Here is a 20,265-nt window from a genome sequence, read left to right as displayed (position 1 = left end):
TCACCAGTTCATTTAATCGTCAAAACCAAAATCTTCGATCTTAAGCGTGCGACAGTTTTCTGACACAGTTCGCACGGTAGAAGCTGGTATGCCATTTGGAGCAACTACATCAACATCCAATTTTAGCTCAACCTGACTGCCGTCAACGGCCATCAAATGCTGAATAATTTCTTGTAAATAATTTTGAACATCACGATTTACTCGCGTATTATCCAGTTTTGCAGTCATATAAAAATGCTTATTTACCGGAACAGAAGCCGCTGCATCAGTATCTGTGTTAGCACTAAGACTTCCTTCATCACCTTTAGACTGTACTGCCCCTTCATTATTTTGAGACTCATGATATGTAGCGCTGCCAAAAATATCACCTGCTGCCTGGGCGCTTGCTTTTTCCTGCTTTTCGGCAACAATTTGTTTCATTGCAACATTTGCCTTTACAAGCAAATCGGATGAGTTGATGCTCAATACATTCGTATTAAACTTCAGGTCAACATACCGATTATTAACGTAACCGGCGGCAAGTGCGAAAAACTCATCAGAGGCAACTCCTCGACGAATCGTATCTTCAAGCACAGAATAATTTGCCAGTCTCGGAAGATAGCAGTATGTGCTCAGATATTCCCATAGTTTTTTTACTTGAATATTATCGGAATCTTTCCAGAGCAAATCGTCCAGGCTCATTTGCAAAAGTGCAGGGGCCCAGTTTGTGATAATCTGCTCACTTTGCTGCATTTTCTTTGCTGCTTTTGTTACGATGCTTTCAGTTCCGCCGCTAATATCACTGATCTCCCATTGAATTGTTTTCATATCGCCAAACTGGTCGATATAAGGAACCAGAAGCCATCGATACGTTTCCTTGAGCCGAAGTTCTACGGTATCATTGCTGCGGTTTAGATTACTCTGCGTTTCCCGGATTTGATTTCCATCCAAATTCAGATCATCTTTATCAGACATGATTGACGTCCACGCAATAAAACGACGAACTTCTGCACGCAAAGATTCCAGCTGGTTTTCATCGGGTGCCACAAAAGCAAGCATATTTTTGAAAATACGCGGAGCAGTCCCCCTGTTGTACAGAATATCATTAACAGTGGTTTCAGCAGGGGTTGTCTTTTTAGACTTTAGGTTATAGCAATCACCAGTTCTCAAAATCACCAAACGGACAGCCTGCTCATCTGGAACATCCAGAGAAGAATACGGACAAATGTGAATGCCGGTAAACGGATTCTCTTTCCGTATTTTTTTCAGGCGAGATTCAATTTCCGCATCCACATCAGCCAATGTTTGCTGAGAAGCACGGTCTTCCGCAGTTTTGCGCAGAGTAGGGCGCGTGTCATACCAGTATCTGCTTCCGCTCGGATTATTATAGAGATACGAAAGAGAGCCATGCAGTGTGTTTAACGCGTCGTTAAAGTCAGCAATACTCTCGCCAGGCTGAACTACTCCCAAACGGATTCTGGAGGCTTCCAATCCGCGTACAGCCTGATCCCGGCTTGTGGGCGCGCTTCCAAGCATGATCGTTCTGGCGACACGACGAGCGGCGAGTTTGCGTCCATAGCGAGGATTTGCTTTATCTTTTTGATAAGGAATAGAATTTTTTCCATCTACCTCATGATCAATAATGCTGTTCCATGTATCCGGCAGGTGACGAACCAATTCGTCTCTTACATTCGGCATATCCAACGGGATTGACCCTGGCATAATCATTGCACCCGCGTCATTGGCCATCCACAATTCGTGAATAACGGCAGCCATTAAACGCAGGACACCACGAGTGCGTTGAAAGCGTTCCAGTGTTGCCCAGTCATCATATAGGCGGTCAAAGACCTCTGGGTGAATCGGATAGCAGGAAATCATTCGGTTCCGATATTCGACCTCTCTTGCTTCCATTGGGAAATCAGATGGATTTTCCTGATACATCCGGCTAAATGCCGTACATACTGCATCTCGTGTAGCCTCATCTTTGCAGTCAAGAAACAGCCGTCGGCGCACGACCTCAAACCCTTCGTTGGCGGCAACAGGTTTCCAGATGGCCTCCATTCTCCCGAATGTATGCTCAATCGTTTCGAGTGCAGTTTTACCTGCATCACCACCGATTTCAATCGTTGACTCAGGGATAGAAGCGACAACAATGCTGTTCTCACTTGCACGTGCGGCTTCCGTAATTTCTTGAATGAACGTAATAAAATTATCGTAGGATCCAGCCGGAAGTCCATCGACACCATAGAGTTTCTTTGCATAAGCAACCAGCTCATCCATTAAAATCAAGCAGGGGCCGCATTCATTCAAGAGATTTTTTAAGGTTTCCGATCCAGGGGATACACCATGGCGATCTGCTTCACGGATCATTGCATACAAATCCGGACGACCGGCAGATGTAACCAGCTGATAAGCCATTTCACCCCAGATCGTATTGACTGTATACCCCGGCAGATTGGCAGGATTTTTCTTTTTATTCGGGTCAAGGGCTGTGCCTACAAGAACAGCCACATTAGCTTTGGGCAAGGTATCCAAACCAGCCTTTTCCAAGATTGGTTTAAGACTCGGAATTTTATCTACCGAAGCGCCGCCTTTTACCAGATGATAAAGGGCAAGCATACTGTGCGTTTTTCCTCCGCCAAATGCGGTTTTCAGCTGGATGACAGGTTCGCCGCCCTTGCCCGCGATTCGTTGCAGAGATTTTACAAGCAGCCCGGACATTCCTTCGGTGATGTAAGTGCGTGCAAAAAATTCCACAGGGTCACGGTATTCAAAAGCTCCCTCTCCGCGAGAGACCTGTGCCAGATCAGCAGCAAATTCTGCTGTTTGGTAACGGCCTTCAGCAACATCTGGATGGGGCTGCATAATATCTCGCCAGCTGGGAAGCGTATGGCCTTCACCGACGTTATACTCCAAGACGCCAGCGGTATTAGAAGATTTTTTACCAGTTTTTACAGGGGCGACATTTTCAGTTACAGCAGCGGAACCGGCAGCAGACCCATAGCGGAGAGTGCGATACAAATCCCGAATTTCCTCTGCACCATCCGCGTCAAAGGCAGCACAGAGCAGTGCCATGGTATCCAACGCACGTTCTGCATAAGACTGATCGATGTCCTGTTGACCGATATGAGCCATCTTATTTCGCACGCCCATGAGTTCTTTCGACCATGTACGGTAATCAGTAGACAGTTTTGAGGAAAAGACTTCCCGCCATTTCCGATCAATCAGACGCAGGCAATTTGCAATATCCAGGGAGTCTACCAGGGTACTATAATCACCGTGATCGGGCAAATCACGGAGCTGATCGCTGAGTGTGTCAAGCACCTCTTGCCACCAGTTATCGTGATATACTCGGTTAAATTCCCGGCCAATGTAACCAGCCATTAAAGGATGAAGGATGCGAAAGCCTTTTTGGACAAGTTCGTAATTCTCCTGCATGGTCTATACCTCCTCATGATTTTCATTTGTTTCTGCCTCGTGCGAAGCAAAATATTTTTCCGATTCTTGTGCAATCAGTATTAGGCTATCCTGAATGTTCATAACAGAACCATCTGCATTGAGTATTTTTTTATATCGTGTTACGATGGAAAGTCCAAAGCCCAAAGCGGCGATTGGACGGTCTATGTCATCGATTAGCTCACTTGTCAGTGATTCCAGCAGACTTGGCAATTCCCGGCCAAGGGACGCAATCAGATTCCTTCTTGTAGTCTGTGGAAGTGCATCTTGATTCTTTCGGAACACAATCGCGATCCGCGTAGACTCAAACTTCTCATTTGGTTTTTCCGTTCGTATTGGCCAGATTGCTGTCACACAAAAGCCTGTATCTACAATGCTCTGGAGTAAATGCGACAGCGGGCTTTCCAATGAAATATTTCCATTCGCATTACGAATTACCATGCGATCCGCTTTGCTATATGCGAAGAAAATAACAAATGGATACTCCGTCGATGCCATTTCAGAAAAGTGTGACAACATCTTATTTATTTTCCCATGATACGCGGTTTTTGCTTTTTCAGTATCTCCACCATAGTGTTCAGGAATAGAAGACAGCTCATCTTTCGAAGTAAGCGCCCCTTTGAACAAATCAGGGAACACATTTTTTAGGCATTTCCGAAGCCAAATATAAAAGTAATCTGACAGGTCAGCATAACCGACATTATCGTAATAGGGCAGTTCCGTAAAGAGAACAGTGTTCTTTTGAATAGCCTTTTCGATGGCATCTTCATTCTTCACAATAATTTCTCTGTACGAAGGCAGGTGCGATACTGCCTCTGCAATACTGTCAACGACAGAATGAAAACTTCCTGTTGTTTCTGCAAAAGGATTCTCCTCCACAAATGTCCATGTCATGGGGATGGCCTGTCGCGTAAATGTCGCCCTGCCGGTTCCTTTGCGATTATCCCAGGAACAGATTGTGGAATGGTAATTTGCCATTTTGCTGATAGCCAGCGACAAATAAGTTCCGATGGCCTGCCCATATGCCCAGGCTCCGTTTCCGGCATCACATAACGGGCCACCAGCTTCACTCATTCCTGAGGCCAGTGCGTCTGAAGCAACTTTGTTAATTACTTGAGGAATCAAATCGCAAAAAGCAGAAAGCATGGTTAACTGACGGTTGGTAAAAAGGTCAGTATAGTCAGTAAATCCATATCCTGGCGGACTAAACCAACGGCTATTTTCTGCAATTTGCCCTGATGGGATGCTTTCCGGTGCTGTAATCGCTGCCGCCGTCTCTTGTACTTCGTCAACAGGCTCAAAAACCTTTACGCCGTTTGATGAACGAACAACAGCCATCATTTGAGCACCCAAGAGGTGCTTTTTCCCCATTTTCTTGATGTAAGTGTCAGTAGCCACTTCGCCACACACTGGGCACTGGAATTTTGCCCCCATTGTGCCGAGTTTATTGCTTTCTTTTTCTTCGGGGCATATTCCTTCACGGATTTGAAATCGGATTTTACCGTCCTTGAAAACAGGTTCGGCCCAACGTTCGTTCCCTTTGCTTTTGTTCAAAACAAAACTGCTGGCAAGGGGCATCTTGCATTTGCAAACGGGATTCGGACATTCTACTGTGCGCACCCATAGCCAGGCGGATGTAACAACATCGTTTGTGGCAGGATAAATCTGTCCAATTTTTTCATAAGCTTGTCTCTCCATCCATTGACCATAGAAACGGATGTCATCGGCCAATGCTGCCATGCCTGTCTTTGTACTGTCTGAATCAGGATGAACCGGCTTGTTAGATACAAAACGCGATGGAAATTCAACAACGGCTTTTGTAAGCAGGGAAGCAACCGGGTTTATATCCCCGGCGTATGCCGACACCCCAAGTTTTTCGCAGGCCAGGGGGATGCCGCCAAAGCCCGAAAAACCATCCCAGATAGCAGGCAATTTTAGGTTTTGCAATGCAGCTGTTGCCTGTTCAAAAGCAGTGGCATCATTATGAGCAAGCTTTTTGAGTAACGCTATCTGATTATTTCTTTTCTCCGAGTCCTGATCTTCGTCTGTCATAGCAGCATAGATTAAAACGGAACTGGAAACAATCGGGCTGCGGTTCCACCAGAGATGCAGGTTCCCAGGATGTCCTTTTCTGACTTTTTCCTCAATAGAAGACGCAGTTATTTCTCGTAGAGGGAGTGCCGTCTCTATTAACTTTTTCATGGAGCTTCACCCCCTTTCAATGATCTACTTGCTTAATTATCCAGAAGGCCGGTAGAGAACAGGTCAAGCTGCTCAGGAACTTCCAGTTTCAAAGCTGCCGCGCGAGATTGAATATCCGGCCATGCCACAACAAGGGCATTATACGCATAGGCCTCGTTTGACCACTTCTTCTGTTCGGCAATCGTATATAAGCGATAGGCCAAATCTTTTGCACGCTCTGCATTGGAGCCAAACATGGAGGCTACGATCTGCGCGCAGGCTTCCACGCCGCCTTTTGCCATAGCCTGGGTCAACTGCTGCGTTAGCAGCCAGATGTTTTTTTCATCAACATCCACCTTTTCCGGCAGATCTGCCCGTTCCACCAGGTGGACATCACCGGCTTTGGCGTAGACGACACCGTTGGCTGCCAGCATGGGGATGGAAGTACTCTTTGCATTGGCCAGAACCTCTGCCTCACCATACTTCACGACGTTATAAGCGTACTGGGTATATAGATCAACGCAGAAGCGGCTGGCCGTATCCAGATCGCCAACCTGCTCGTTAAAGTACAAGTCAAGTTCTTCATTGATAATCTGCAATGCGCTGCGGACAGACATTGGTGTACCGTCCGCCTCCAATACGCGGCGATAACGGCTGAACACACCCATACCGGGGCCAATGGCAGACTGTGCCAGGTCAACGGGAGCAATGTTGCTTGCCTGTAATTTTTTCAAGGCCGGACGTAACTCATGCCGCAGCGTGGCAATCAGATTGCGGCGGGTGGTCTGTGGGGCGTCCTCTGGACGCTTACGGCAAACAAGTACTATAGAAGAGGCCAAAGCATTGGACCCATTCCCACGCATTCGATTTCCACGTTCAGTTCTCATTGGCCATGTACCGGTAATTGCAAATCCCGCTTTAACTATAGAATTTAGCATGGTTTCCCACCCTGATGATGCTGTACCATCAGCATCCGAATCACTTTGCTTATAGGCATAGTATATTGTTACAGGAACATCTTCACGAGCATAAAGATACATCTGCTTACTTGCTGAAAGCATTCCACTTTCGAAAAATGATTTTGCTTTTTCCATGCTGCCCCCATGCCGAAATGGAGTAGCAATGAGTTCCTCTGTTTTTGGGACCAAAACAGTGGAAAAAAGTCCTGGATAACTATCTTTAAGTGATCGTCGCATCCAAATATAAAAATAGTCTGACAAATCTGCATAATCAATATTATCGTAATATGGTGGATCTGTAGAAATCATAATATTCCGTAGACCGCAATCACTTTGAGCGTCTCTTTGGCTAACTTCTGCCTCAAACTGAGCAATAGGGAAATTATCAATACACTTTACAATCCAATCAACCATATTACTAAAGCAACCTGTCGAACTGCTAAATGGATTTGCTTCTGCAAAGTCCCATGTCATAGGAATAGCTTGTCTCCCGAATGTATTCCTAATTGCACCTATGGTATTAATCCATGATGCAATAGTAGATCCTATATCTGCTTGTCTATCTACCGCAAAAGCTAAGTATACACCTACAGCCTCACCGTATGCCCTTGCACCATGTCCACCTTTACAAAGGGGAACATGATCATCAGACATTCCAACCGCAATCGCATCAGCCTCAACTTTTTTCTGAGTTTCTACAACTAAGTCACTGAAGGTGGTTAAAGCAGTAAGTTGACGATTTGTATAGAGGTCTTTCCACTTTGTAATGCCATAGGCTTGAATTCTAAAACCAAGTGCCTTTTCTGGCAAGTCCTCACAAGGAACGTTTTCTGGCTCTCCGACTTGCGAAGCACATAGTTGGATATCATCAGGCGAATAGTAAGCTCTTCCATTTTTCCCTTCTGCAACAACAGCTATAAGATGTCGCCCCATTCGATGATTACTGCCTTCAGAACGCACATAATCTAATGGAACTGATGTACCACATGCAACACAGGAGGCAGCCGTTCGGTTTACTGTGCCTTTTTCCTTATGTTCGCCTAATTTAACAGTATAACTACATTTCGAATCGAAAAATTGTGGCTCAACATATGCCTCATGTCCCTTCTTTTTTGATAAAGTAAAAGAGCGAACTAGCGGTATTTCACATCCGCAAGCTGGATTAGGGCACTTCACTGTCCTGGCCCATATCCATGCGATTACAGTTGCCTCTCCGCCGCCTTGTTCTTCTGGTACTTTCACTTTCGGATAAAGATGGCCAATCCGTTTGTAGGCTTCCTGTTTCATCCACTCGCCATAATAGCGCACATCCTCAGCCAAGCCTTCTGCTCTCGCCCACGCGTCATGCATGGAGTTGACCTGTGCATCTGAATTGACCGGTGCCATACCAGAAAATTTGGGCGGAATCTCAATCATTGCCTTGTTGATCATGACGGCAACCGGGTTCAGATCATGTGCGTGAGCTTCCAGCCCCAGTCTCTGCGCCTCTAATGGGATGGCACCGCCGCCGGCAAATGGGTCAAGAAGGGCAGGCGGGTTCCCATTGGTACTTTTCATGATCTCTGCCTTCGCCGCATCCAGAACTTTCTCGTTATTGGAATTTTCCCATACAACCAGATCTTCCAGAATCTTAAAGAGCCTCTGTCGTTCTGTATTTTGGTCTTCCTCTGTCGGGAACTGTTCCGGGTGAGAAGAAGGATCGTCCACCAGCGATGCCCAGATGACAGCCCGCGCTGCCGCCAAGGGCCGTCTGGCCCACCATAAGTGCAGTGTGGAAGGGTGGCCATGTCGGATGGACTTTTCTCTTGCCGATTCTGCGTTGATTTTTTCAAGAGGCAAAGCGACCTCTATCAGCTTTTTTGTTGCCATAACTGTATCCTCATTTCTGATAGAGAATCTCGGATTCTGCTATCAAGTCTTGTATATTGTAATTTACGCTGGTTGCCGTAAAATCAGGTGCGTTGGTAAACGGATGCTTCAGATAAATCGTATGTGTCTGATTGCCGTCAACTTCCACAATGGCTAAAATGAATTCCTTCGGTTTATTCAGTGCCGTCAAAATTTCATTTTTGCTCACTGTCACAGTCGTTGCACCTTTAGCGCGGCCCTTAACTTCGATAAAGCGCAGAGCATAAGCACCTACACGTTCTATCATTCCTTTTGGGATCTGAGATTCTATGTCGTAGCCGCATTTTGCTGCACTGACATCGCTGGGATGATAGCCAAAGGAAGATTCAATTTCCATGACAGCGTTCATGGCGGCATCTTCCACGCTCTTTTTGTCACCTCGGCCAAAATCATCTCCAGAAAGATTTCTGCCCATTAACTGATGCAGCAGCCCTTTGGGAATGACCAAAATACCGCCTGTGATGCTGGGTGGCATCGGAGCAATTCTGCGCTCCTTCTCAATTTCCGCAAGACGGTTTTTCATCCGGAGTTCCAATTCCTCTGCGCGCCTTGCAGCCAATTTGGAGTTCAACCGTGCATTCGTCTTCCCCGCAGCCTCTTTTTGCGCAAGATCAGCCGCACGGAAATCCCAATACTGAATTTCGGCTGTCAAACGATCCTTGACTGCCTTTGCTGTCTTATTCAGCAATTTTTCTTTCTGTGATTTCACTTCAGAAAAATGAACAGGGATTAAATTTTGAATGGCATATCCCTTTGCCATATCTTCAACATCAGTACACAGCCATTTCTGCTGCTTCATCCACTCTCTGATTGCCTGATTTTCTTCGTCCGTCACGGTACGATAGTCCAGGTAGGGCGCATACCCGGCGGAGGCAGCTGTGCCATCTTCTTTCATCTCAACAAAGTGAATATGTTTTGAAATAGTCCGTCTGCTTCCATTTTTCAGAATCACGCCGTCTTGAATTGCATCTTCAATATAGAACAAGAGCCTGGCATTCGTACCGTAATCTTCATCATCCACAAGAATGGTGCCGCGCTTCATCACATCAACATTGCGTTCCCGAATCAAATCAATGACAGCCTCCAGCAGCGGTTGCCCCGGGCAGATCAAAGAAGCCTGCACAAGACCGGGAACATTGCAATATTGTTTGTCAAAGCAAATCCGCTCATAACGGTTTAGCACGGGTTCACCGTAACCAATCTGCATATCACGGTTGCGAACCGCGTAGGGAACAGATGTGATTTCGTAGCGTCCGGTTTCACGTTTTCGGATTTTCCCTCCAACACTTTTGAACGCCTCCAGGAAGAATGCTTCAATAAAATGCGGCTGAAGTTTATGTGCTTCAATCCGTTCCATGTCCTCCCGAATGTTGTTGACCATATTTATATCCATAACATCTTCGGTCAACGCACGTTCATCCAGCAATTTCTGGAACGATTCGCGGTTCATGGAATGATCCACAACCTGATCTAATCGTGCCCGTACTTTTGGGTCATTTCCATATCGGACCGCTTCAATCAATAGATCCCTTAAAGACCGATTTTCAAAAGTCACTTTGCCAAGAATGTCAAAGACTTTTCCGCCCAGTGCCTGGCGTTCTTCCTCCAACTTTTGAAATAATCGTTGGAAGACAAAGCCTTCCCGTGTTTCGTTGGCAACCAGATTCCATAAGTGGCATACTTCCGTCTGGCCAATACGGTGAATACGGCCAAAGCGCTGCTCCAGACGATTTGGGTTCCACGGCAGGTCATAGTTAATCATCAGATGAGCACGCTGTAAGTTAATACCTTCACCGGCAGCATCTGTTGCAATCAAAATGCGGACACCTACATCCTGCTTAAACAGTTCTTCCACCTTGCGGCGCTCGTCACGGAGCATCCCGCCATGAATCGTCACAACGGCCTCATCACTTCCCAACAGAGAACGGATTTTATCCGTTAAGTAGTTCAGCGTGTCTCTATGTTCTGTGAAAATAATGAGCTTTTCACGGTTTCCATTGGAGTCGAACATGGCTCCATCATCCTGAAGAAGCCTGGAAAGTTCTTCCCATTTCCGATCAACGCCTCTTACACGGACGTTGTTAGCCATATTTTCAAGGCGTTTCAGCGTATTGATTTCCGCTTCAAGCTCTGCTATCGTTGCCGCAGCAGAAGCGTGGTCTACAACTTTTTCTTCAAAATTCTCCTGCTCATCCGCAGACAGATCATCTTCGTCGAAGTCGTCAAAATCAGGATCGTGAAACTCCTTCGCACGTTTACCTAATTTTTCTTCAGCAAGCCTGTGCTCAAGACGTTCCCGCCGGCGTCTCAGGGATTGATAGATTGCTTCCGGTGAGGACGCAAGACGCCTCTGCAAAATGGTAAGAGCAAATCCAACCGTTGTCTTGTGCTCATTATTAAGATTATCTGCACGGTTAAATTCTTCCCGCACATAATCAGTAACCGCAGAATACAGCTTCGCTTCCTCTGGAGAAAGGTCATAGTTGACTGTGTAGGCGATTCGCTCTGGGAAAAGAGGTTTGCCCTCAAATGTCAGGAGCTCCTCTTTTACCAGCCGTCGCATGACATCACTTACATCAACTGCCTGTTGGCTGGAACCGTGTATGCCTTCAAAACGGTCCGGGTCTACCAGGGATAAAAAGAGCTGAAAATCTTCTTCTTTACCATTATGCGGCGTGGCCGTAAGCAACAAGAAATTTCGCGTGATATTAGAAAGCAGCCTTCCAAGCAAAAAGCGTTTGGTATATTTGACCTCGCCGCCCCAGACGGTTGCCGCCATTTTGTGGGCCTCATCACATACGATCAAGTCCCATTCCGTAACTTTTAACTTCTCCTGCAAATCATCATTTCTCGCCAACTTATCCAACCGGGCAATACACAAATCAACTTCCGAAAAAATATTCCCGCTGACGGCAGACTCCATTCGATCATTCGTCAGGATTTCAAACCGAAGATGAAATTTTGAATACAACTCATCCTGCCATTGCTCGGCAAGACTGCCCGGACAAACAATGAGGCTGCGTTTTAGGTCTCCTCGTGCAATCAATTCCTTGATATATAGTCCGGTCATGATTGTTTTTCCTGCGCCGGGATCGTCCGCCAAAACATATCGAAGCGGCAATTTAGGAAGCATTTCCTGATATACAGCGGAGATTTGATGCGGGAGGGGTTCAACAGAGGATGTATGTACTGCAAGATACGGGTCGAATAAATGTGCAAGGCTGATGCGATACGCCTCAGAAGCCAGTTTCATTTGTTCACCATCCGCGTCGAAGCTCCATGGCAAGTTGTTGTCCATTACTTCGATATGATATTCATCTTCTCGATACAAGAGTTGTGTTCCCGGAACGTTCTGGCTATTTTTGTAGGTAATGTCAATCACATTCGTTCCGTACCATTGAACAGCAACGATGGATACAGGCTCATTCCCGGCTATTCCTTTTACTGTACTTCCAACCGTTATGTCCTCAAGCCTTGCCATACCGTTTCTCCTCTCATGTTTTATCTTTCGATATGTCTTTCAAACATTTTCTATATTTACCGCTTTTTATACGAGCATCAGCAGGTTTTTCAACATTGAAAGGAATAGCCCAGGTGGAATCAATACGAATCACTCCTGGTATTCGATCTTCCGTACATAGAACCTGTACCCTGCGCTTTGATAAGCCCCATTTTTCAGCAGTTTGCCGTATTGAAAGATACTCTATCATATATTTCGTCCTCTTTTTCAAGCAGAATATATAACAATCCATGATTTATTGTAAGCCTAATTGCGAATGAAGTCAACGAGCACTTGTCACCAACTGACGACAAGCTAAATGTAGTTTTGCCTTAATGAAAATTGTACAAATTGGCAAATTGGCGAGCAGGGCCTTTGTATATACAAAGGCAAAAATACCGGTGCAGCTTTCTAGGCTACATCGGTATTTTTCTCGTTGGGGGAATCCCCAATCCCCTTGAAGATCCGTATCTGGTGATACGGGGCTGCGCATTCGTCCCGAACGCTTTACGCTGCGCGTTCCATCGAAAATACGGTATGACGATCATGAGCTTAATCAAAATCTGTTTCTGACTCATTGGCGAGATCATAGATTTGTCCGTCTATGTCGAGAATGCAGTCAATATCAATCCGCGTCTTATCCATCAGAATCACTTGCTTTTGGTAATCATCTATTTTCTTAATCTGTCCGGAAATCGTATGGTAAGAACCGCCAGCTTTTCTCTGATCCGGAACAAAGTAAGTAATTGTAAGCGCTGGCTTTTCTCCGGGATAATCACAAGCCATCTGCAGCTTATAATCCAGCTCTGCTTTTTCCGACTCAGAAAGCTCCAGCTTGCGATCTGTCAGCCGAGCGGTTTCCTTTATCACTCCTCCATATCCGGTCAGCGCAGCGAATGGAGAAAACTGAGCTGCCCGATCTGTCATCGCCATTCTGGGGTGCCGTGTGGAGACATGATGGGGATGATTGATAATATCACCATAAGAATTATTTGGGTTATTTCTATCTTGTAAAATAATTATCACCTCTTCCGGATGTTCGCCAGTGCAAATACTTTTATGCTTTATGACCGCCAATCTGCTGGTTGCGGTCTTTTGCCGTTGCACCTTCCTGCAAATTCATTCCCTTCAGGATTGCATTCTTGCCAAATTTTTTCTTGATTTCCAACATGGCTTCCTGCATTTTCCGCTCCTTCTCCAATTCCTCATTTTCCTTTTCCCGCAGGTTTTGACGAGCGGAATAGTCTGTAAATAAATCTAACTGCTCAAAGCTGTTTTCACTTTGTGTCTGTGCTTCTGCCTCAGTAATAACATGAGTAGCAGCCATGTTAATCCTGCGTACTAGAAGCTCTTCATCTACGATTCGGTCAAACAGTTCCATCACAGCCTGAGTAATTAGACGAGTGGAGGAAGTGTATTTTTTCAGGTTGGCAGTACCGTGGGCGTGCTTTGGAATGCTTCGTCCATACCGATCTGTCTTGATTTCTCCATGATATTTCTTTCGCCGCGCTGGGTCTTTCAGATTATCAATATCATAACCGACTGTCAAAACAATTTGATTTGTCACAAACCCTTTATCCACCAAATCAAGAACCAGCAGGTCGGTCATTTCCCGCACAACAAGTTTTGCTTTTTCAAACGGGTATGGACACTGCAGCACTTGACCGGAGCCGACACTGTTACTTTCCGGTTTGTAGGCTTTGATGTCGGCAATCGTACAAGGCTCCCAGCCCCAGGCATGGTCAATCAATAATTCCGCATTGACGCCGAAGAGCTGATACAAAAGTTCCTCGCTGTAGTAGTCACCCGGTTTACCTTCCGAGCAGCGGGCTATATCCCCCATCGTATAAAGACCATGCTCTTCCAATTTTTTTGCGTACCCTTTTCCCACCCGCCAGAAATCAGTCAAAGGGCGATGTGACCACAAGGAGCGCCGGTAAGACATTTCATCCAGTTCAGCTATCCGGACACCATTCCGATCCGGAGAAATGTGTTTTGCCTCTATATCCATCGCAACTTTACAGAGATACAGGTTCGTGCCAATTCCGGCTGTCGCAGTAATTCCAGTAGTGTCCAGAACATCAAGAATCATTTTCATTGCCAACTCACGGGCTGTCAACTGATACGTTCTTAAGTAACTGGTTGCGTCAATAAAGACTTCATCAATCGAATAAACATGAATATCTTCCGGCGCGATATATTTGAGATACACCCCATAAATCCTGGCACTGATTTTCATATAATGTGCCATCTGCGGCGGTGCCACCACATAGTCTACAGCTAAAGCGGGATTTGCTTTCAGTTCTCCATCCTGAACTGAAGAACCTGTCAGTTTCCGTCCCGGCGCTTTTTGCTGCCGTAAGGAGTTGACCTCTTTGACCTTTTGCACGACTTCAAACAGTCTGGGTCTTCCGGGAATCCCATAGGATTTCAAAGCCGGAGATACCGCAAGGCAGATGGTTTTCTCCGTCCTGCTGGCGTCTGCGACCACCAGATTGGTTGTCATCGGATCAAGACCGCGCTCCATACATTCAACGGAAGCGTAGAACGATTTCAAATCTATGGCAATATATGTTTTATCTGACATTGTTCGACGCCTCCTTCTCATCAAATTTTAGGCAGGTGCGGCATCCAGGCAGTAACTATTTTTCAAACTCTCAATTTTCCGATTCCTCTATAATGCCATAGTCAATCAGTACATTCGTCTCTGCGTAGTGCGGATAAACAATCCCCATCATTTCATAGTTATATCGCTTCACTTTTCGGAAACTCTTTATAGTTTCCGGCGCATAGGCAGATGTTTCACATCCAGCATATTTGGTGTCACCAGCCAAATCATCGGCCACATCCTTTATCAGTGCGTCCTCTACGTCTTCAATCGTACTGCCATACTCGACAGCAACTAATTCATGCTTTTTCACATCTTTGTCCAGGTCACCAAAAGAACGATACAGTTTGTACTTCATAATAATAGCCTCCTTCGTCTTAAATAGTTTCAAGATACTTGCTGATTTTCAGCTTTAATTCAGCCAGGTATTCTTCAAAATATACACTGATTGCCACCGGATACACCTCATCCAGTGCTTCCAAAATCTCTTTGATCTGCTCATTTCCAATCCTACAGAATCGCTTCATCGGCTCAAGGTAGAATGGGTATACTGCCGGTATCTGAGGAACGCCAAGATGCTTCGCAACCACTTCAGCACCAAGTCTTGCAGAAGATGAAAAATCATCCTGTTTGAATGCGTTCAGTAGCATTTTCAGGAAATGGATTAGCAAAGTATCCTGCTTTTTTAATATTGCTTCGGTCAAATCACTAAGACGGAAGCAATCCGTAAAATCAAAGCCAACAAGATTTCCGTCAGGCGTTGCTGCTATCTGCACCGCATCAATTTGCTCGAACATGACCGCCAAAGCATAGTGACAGGCATACTCAAAAGCCATATTGATAGAATTTTGCAGGTCTTCCGTTGTGAATGGATGCAGTCCTTCCAAGTAAGTGATTCCAACAACATAAGGTGTCTTAAACGGCCAGCTCTCTTTGCGGGCGCTCTTTTTTACCAGGAACGCCTGCGGAACCGGAATTTGCATTTCCTTTGCGAGCCGGGAATATACGAATTCACAGCAGGCTGAACATGGCTGTTCCTGCTTTACGATAAGAGGTGCCAGACCTTCTTCTACCGGAGTTGCCAAAAGCAGTTGCCCGGAAAAACCCTCATGGCTAAATGGCTGATAGAGATAATCCCTGCTGTCCACAAAAAACTCATTGTCCAAATCAGTCACCTTCCTTACTGAGATGTTATTCTGCTGGCGTTGATCATCTGCTTATCAAAATTATAGCAGATCCAATCGAAAAAAACAGTCCAAACCTGCTCGAAAGCTGTCAAACCCATTTTCATATACATAAATATATCCATCTCAAACACTGCAGACCGGAATACAGATAAATTCACGCAATTCGTTCTTTAGCACTATTTCATGTTCTTTATCTTCTGTATTACACAGAAGATGACCGATATACTAAAGGGGAACGAGAAATAGTTCTAAAGGAGGATGTGACGAGATGGACGCACAAGCTGTTGGACAACGGATCAAAGCTGCCCGTGAGGCAAAGGGACTAACACAGGAAGGACTGGCAGCGTTGGTCGATCTCAGCCCCACTCATGTGAGCGTAATAGAACGAGGTCTTAAGATTCCCAATCTGGATTCTTTTGTAGCCATCGCAAACGCACTGGGCGTTTCCGCAGATTCACTGCTGATTGATGTAGTTGACCATGCCACGGAGAGCGCAGCCTGTGAGCTATCCAATCGGATTTCTCATCTGCCGCATCGGGAGAGAATGAAGATCCTGAATGCATTCCGCATTCTGACAGAAGAATAAGAAATATCAGGGGAGCCGTAATGTGCAATCCTAATAAGAAAACATTGTAGGGCGAGAGAGAAACGGTATAGCTTACGGCTATGCCGTTTCTTTCATTTATGCCGTGTATCAAAAACTTTCGAGATTTCCAGGATACCGATGCCCTTGTAGTAGATATCTACCTGCTGCCTGCGATTTACCTTGCTGTGCGGATCGGTCGCTGCGTAAATGACGATCTTCTCAACAAACTCATGCAGGATGTGGGGCGTCAACTCCGGGATTTCCGTATACCTGTCAACGATGGATAGAAACCTGTCAACATTAGCACTCTTGCTTTCAACTGCCTCGATTTCCTCACGGAGCAGAAGCACTTGATTTTTCAGGCCGCCTTGCTCGCCCTCATAGTCCTGGGACAATTTGCGGAAACGCTCGTCCGTGAGCTTGCCAGAAATGTTGTCCTCATACAGTCTCTTGAAAATGTTGTCAAGCTCTGCAATCCGCTTTTCAGCATCAGCCAACAATCTTTTCTTTTTGGCAAGTCCCTTGTTACGCTCCTTCAGGTCCATATCCATGACCATCTGAACAAACCGCTCTTTGTGCTGTCTCGCGAAGGAAACGATCTCCCGGAGGTTATCAAGGATCAATTCCTCCAGGATAACGGTTCGGATGGAATGGGTCTCCCCACACACATCTTTCCCTTTGCGATACCCGGAACAGATATAGTATTCCTGATCCCTGCGGAAACCTGTCGCCCTGCACTGATACATGATCGAGCCACAGTCGGCACAATACATCATGCCGGAGAACATCCCCATTTCTCCCATCTTTGTCGGGCGGCGCCTGGTCTGTCTTGCCAACCTTGCCGCATCGGCCATTGCCTCCGTCCAGATAGGTTCATGGGTATTCTCAAAGATGGCCCATTCACTTTCAGGGTTTTGGATGGTCTTTTTACTCTTGTAGGATTTCTTCCGGGTTTTGAAGTTCACCGTATGGCCCAGGTATTCACGCCAGCGGCCCATCATATCCGCTATGGTGGAGGAGTCCCAAGCGTAGGGATCACCTTGTTTCTTGACATTGGTTTTCATCCCTTTGCTTTCGTAGTAGGCAGCCGGAGTAAGGATTTTTCTTTCCTTCAGCTTTCGCGCAATCTGTGAAGGCCCGAGACCGTCCATGATATAAAGGCCAATCTCATACATCACCTGGGCCGGTTCATCCTCCTTGATCCAATGTTTCGGATCGTCAGGGGATTTCATGTACCCGTAAGGCGGATTGCTTGTCAAATGCTCTCCGGCGTTTCCCTTAACTTTCATCACAGCTCGGATTTTCTTGCTGGTGTCCTTCGCATACCACTCATTGATGATATTGCGGAAAGGGGTAAACTCATTGTCGCCCTGGGCGCTGTCCACACCATCATTCACGGCGATAAAGTGAACATCGTGCTCCGGGAACATGATTTCCGTATACATACCCACCTGCAGATAGTCACGGCCGAAACGGGACATATCCTTGATGATAACACGTTTGACGATACCAGCCTCAATATCGGAAATCATTTCCTGAAACCCAGGGCGATTAAATGTCGTACCTGAAATACCGTCGTCAATGTAAAAGCGGAAGTAGGTATATCCATGTTCAAGAGCGTATTTTTGCAGGATTTTCTTCTGATTGATAATACTGTTGCTGTCGCCCTCCAGTTTATCGTCCTGGGACAATCTGCAATATAAAGCGGTGATTTCTTCGGCGCTCATAATTGCGTAAGGGAATTGAAGCGCGGCAGCGGTGTTTGACTGATAAAACATAATAACCTCCAATCTGGCAGTCAAACACGGTATGAAGTTCTACACTTATTTTACCGCGCTTTTTGGGTTTTGTCTGCCTATGGAGGTCAAGTTGTTATGGCTTTTTTTCGGACTTCGTCCTTGATAAGCCTTTCTATTTTAGAAACCACACCGTCTTTTGCCTGCTCAGGAAAGAAGGAATTGACGATGAAGGTTGTATTTCCGATTTTCTTTTCGCTCCGCACAGGCGGGGCATATTTTATATCTTTCTTTTCAAAGGTTCTATCTTCTTGCATAAATTACCCCTTTCATTATTTGCAAGTTGAATAACGAATAAAAGAGGCAAAACGGACGGCTGCTGGCACAGCTCCACGGGAGTCTCACCCCGGCCCATGCTTATGGGTGCGGCGCGCAATGCTTTGTGGGCGTTCAACGCGCGAGTATCTTTAACCTGCCTGTATGTCGTCGCCCGCAAGCTGCCACGCCTGCTTTGCGGCCTGGTGTGGGTCGCTCACTCCTGGGAGGTCATGGCGCACCGGCCGTATGGCTCGATACAGAACAGAATGTATCTGTCTGCCTTATACTGCACCGGAGGCCTCCCACCGGGCTTTCTTTTTCAAAGAGCATGGAGCTTCATTGCCGGACCATCGGGGCAAGGAAAGGGAGTGAAACTTGCCCCAACGGTTTTAGGCCGACAATACCTTGAAGCCCGTCACGATGCTGTGGATCAGCTTCGTTTCAAGCCTGAGCCGCATATCTTCATCGACATACAGGTATGTATTCCCGTATTCGTCCTTCAGCGGCCTGGTGGCAAGAGCCCGGATGTAATTCTGATAGTGAGCGACCACGGCGGCAAGGGCATCCTCGTCGCCGGCCACGGCTGCCAGGATCACAGGCACCGGGATAGGTTTCACTTGTCCGGCCATTCAAATCCCTCCTTCATCAGATACTCGCGCAATTCTTTCAGCGTGACAAGCCGCCGTTTGGATATGGTCTGACGGACGACATTCAGCCGCTCGCTAATCTCGCGATCACTCATACCCAGGAAGTAGGACAGTAGGATCACGTCCCGTTTGCCCTCCGGCAACTGCGCTATGGCCTCGGCCAGAAGATTGCCGGTCACGACTACCGGGAGACCCTGTACCTCAAAGACATGCTCGTCCATGAAATACTTGTCCCATGTGGCGGTCTGCTCCAGCTCGGAAGCTGTCAGCTCGTCCAGGGGCTTTTCCTGTTCCCGGCGGCGGGCGCATTCACGCTGAATACACCTTGCCTCGTTTTTCAAAACCGTGGTACAAAAAGCGCCAAACTGATTTTGAATACGCTGCTCATTGGAGTCTTTCATTTTCTCACCTCCCTTCGCGCCCGCAGGTGCGGGGTGGTGATTTCCTCCCTTTTCGCCTCAGTAATGCAGGGATCGCCAAATCAGCAACCGCAAAGGGAAGAAAATTTTTATGAAAGGCTCCGCTGGATAGCGAAGGCTCGCATAAACAGAAAAAAGCGCCCGTCTGCAAAACGCAGACGGGCGTAAAGGAATTATTAAGAGTATTTACATGATTTATGTGTTCATAGTTGTGACCGGAATGACCCGATGGGGGAGCTACACTTTTTTTGACAGTTTATTGTCTGTCGGTTTATGTCGATAGCATTTCTGAAACACGGCGGCTCCCTCCATAAGCCGCCGTGTTTGTCAGCACCAGGACGTCATTCCTTTGGAGGACAAAAGAACGGCGGCCTTGATTTTTCAAAACCGCCGTTGTGTTCAAACAAAGCCAACCAACAAACAACGATTTTGTGTTATATGCGGTTGGCAGTCACATAATCTATCAAAAATGCAGAGCCAATAACCGCTTTTTAGTTGCGCGTTATCGGCTCTGCGTCTGTGCGTCTGGCTCTGTGATAACTAAAATTTTCAGATTTTTCACATTGATTAACATTTCCTTTTTGCACTTAGGGCAAAATAAAGGGAAGTTTTTTAATTCTGTATCCGAGCGCATTTTGATGCGTGTTTTGCTACTGCAAAAAGGACATAATAACCACTCAAAATCCCCTATCGAGGCATTATGTATCATTTTTCTTATCGCCACCCCCAACAATAATGTTCAAACTGAATTTACTGTTCTCTGCCTGCCCAGATTTTTTTGC

15 protein-coding genes are annotated in these 20,265 nt (G+C 46.3%); 1 reads left to right on the top strand and 14 read right to left on the bottom strand.

Features of this window, described 5'->3' with window-relative positions:
- Window positions 1-12: 12 nt before the first annotated feature.
- From B5F87_RS14485 to B5F87_RS14445, 9 genes are all read right to left on the bottom strand, one after another.
- The gene (locus tag B5F87_RS14485) at window positions 13-3,417 is read right to left on the bottom strand and encodes a DUF499 domain-containing protein (RefSeq protein WP_087282257.1); all 3,405 of its coding nucleotides are present in this window, start codon (window positions 3,415-3,417) and stop codon (window positions 13-15) included.
- 3 nt (window positions 3,418-3,420) lie between these two features.
- The gene (locus B5F87_RS14480) at window positions 3,421-5,637 is read right to left on the bottom strand and encodes a DUF1156 domain-containing protein (RefSeq protein ID WP_087282255.1); all 2,217 of its coding nucleotides are present in this window, start codon (window positions 5,635-5,637) and stop codon (window positions 3,421-3,423) included.
- A 32-nt stretch (window positions 5,638-5,669) separates the two neighbouring features.
- A complete protein-coding gene (locus B5F87_RS14475) occupies window positions 5,670-8,444 on the bottom strand; it encodes a DUF1156 domain-containing protein (protein ID WP_087282253.1) in 2,775 nt (924 codons plus the stop codon).
- A 10-nt stretch (window positions 8,445-8,454) separates the two neighbouring features.
- On the bottom strand, window positions 8,455-11,964 hold the full coding sequence (locus B5F87_RS14470) for a helicase-related protein (RefSeq protein ID WP_087282251.1): 3,510 nt from the start codon (window positions 11,962-11,964) through the stop codon (window positions 8,455-8,457).
- Between the two features lie 13 nt (window positions 11,965-11,977).
- Window positions 11,978-12,190, bottom strand: coding sequence for a DNA-binding protein (locus B5F87_RS14465; protein WP_182466495.1), 213 nt, complete (start codon window positions 12,188-12,190; stop codon window positions 11,978-11,980).
- 344 nt (window positions 12,191-12,534) lie between these two features.
- Window positions 12,535-12,915, bottom strand: coding sequence for a hypothetical protein (locus tag B5F87_RS14460; protein WP_242964492.1), 381 nt, complete (start codon window positions 12,913-12,915; stop codon window positions 12,535-12,537).
- Window positions 12,916-13,039: 124 nt separating this feature from the next.
- Window positions 13,040-14,569, bottom strand: a complete 1,530-nt coding sequence (locus B5F87_RS14455; RefSeq protein ID WP_050625184.1) for a DNA methylase — start codon at window positions 14,567-14,569, stop codon at window positions 13,040-13,042.
- A 70-nt stretch (window positions 14,570-14,639) separates the two neighbouring features.
- The gene (locus B5F87_RS14450) at window positions 14,640-14,948 is read right to left on the bottom strand and encodes a hypothetical protein (protein ID WP_009259793.1); all 309 of its coding nucleotides are present in this window, start codon (window positions 14,946-14,948) and stop codon (window positions 14,640-14,642) included.
- Between the two features lie 19 nt (window positions 14,949-14,967).
- Window positions 14,968-15,756 (bottom strand): hypothetical protein, encoded by a 789-nt coding sequence (locus B5F87_RS14445; RefSeq protein WP_009259792.1) that lies wholly within the window; start codon window positions 15,754-15,756, stop codon window positions 14,968-14,970.
- 289 nt (window positions 15,757-16,045) lie between these two features.
- Here B5F87_RS14445 and B5F87_RS14440 point away from each other — a divergent pair, with 289 nt between their 5' ends.
- Window positions 16,046-16,363 carry a helix-turn-helix transcriptional regulator gene (locus tag B5F87_RS14440; RefSeq protein ID WP_009259791.1) on the top strand — a complete coding sequence of 106 codons (318 nt, stop codon included), beginning with the start codon at window positions 16,046-16,048 and terminating at the stop codon, window positions 16,361-16,363.
- Between the two features lie 92 nt (window positions 16,364-16,455).
- On the opposite strand, the gene B5F87_RS14435 is transcribed toward B5F87_RS14440, so the two are convergent.
- The 5 genes from B5F87_RS14435 to B5F87_RS14415 form a co-directional block, all read right to left on the bottom strand.
- Window positions 16,456-18,141 (bottom strand): recombinase family protein, encoded by a 1,686-nt coding sequence (locus B5F87_RS14435; RefSeq protein ID WP_182466491.1) that lies wholly within the window; start codon window positions 18,139-18,141, stop codon window positions 16,456-16,458.
- A gap of 86 nt (window positions 18,142-18,227) precedes the next feature.
- Window positions 18,228-18,416, bottom strand: a complete 189-nt coding sequence (locus tag B5F87_RS14430; RefSeq protein ID WP_087282247.1) for a transposon-encoded TnpW family protein — start codon at window positions 18,414-18,416, stop codon at window positions 18,228-18,230.
- 390 nt (window positions 18,417-18,806) lie between these two features.
- Complete coding sequence (locus B5F87_RS14425; protein ID WP_087282245.1) at window positions 18,807-19,046, bottom strand: helix-turn-helix domain-containing protein; 240 nt, start codon at window positions 19,044-19,046, stop codon at window positions 18,807-18,809.
- Window positions 19,031-19,465, bottom strand: a complete 435-nt coding sequence (locus B5F87_RS14420; RefSeq protein ID WP_087282243.1) for a sigma-70 family RNA polymerase sigma factor — start codon at window positions 19,463-19,465, stop codon at window positions 19,031-19,033. The genes B5F87_RS14425 and B5F87_RS14420 overlap by 16 nt, the downstream gene beginning before the upstream one ends.
- Before the next feature lie 520 nt (window positions 19,466-19,985).
- The gene (locus B5F87_RS14415; protein WP_087282242.1) at window positions 19,986-20,192 is read right to left on the bottom strand and encodes a cysteine-rich KTR domain-containing protein; all 207 of its coding nucleotides are present in this window, start codon (window positions 20,190-20,192) and stop codon (window positions 19,986-19,988) included.
- Window positions 20,193-20,265: the final 73 nt, after the last annotated feature.

Origin of the sequence: Eubacterium sp. An3 (assembly GCF_002159465.1) — a bacterium.
Taxonomy (GTDB): Bacteria; Bacillota; Clostridia; order Lachnospirales; family Lachnospiraceae; genus Anaerobutyricum; species Anaerobutyricum stercoris.
Note: the sequence above shows the minus strand (reverse complement) of the source record. Positions and strands in the feature narration are given on the sequence as shown.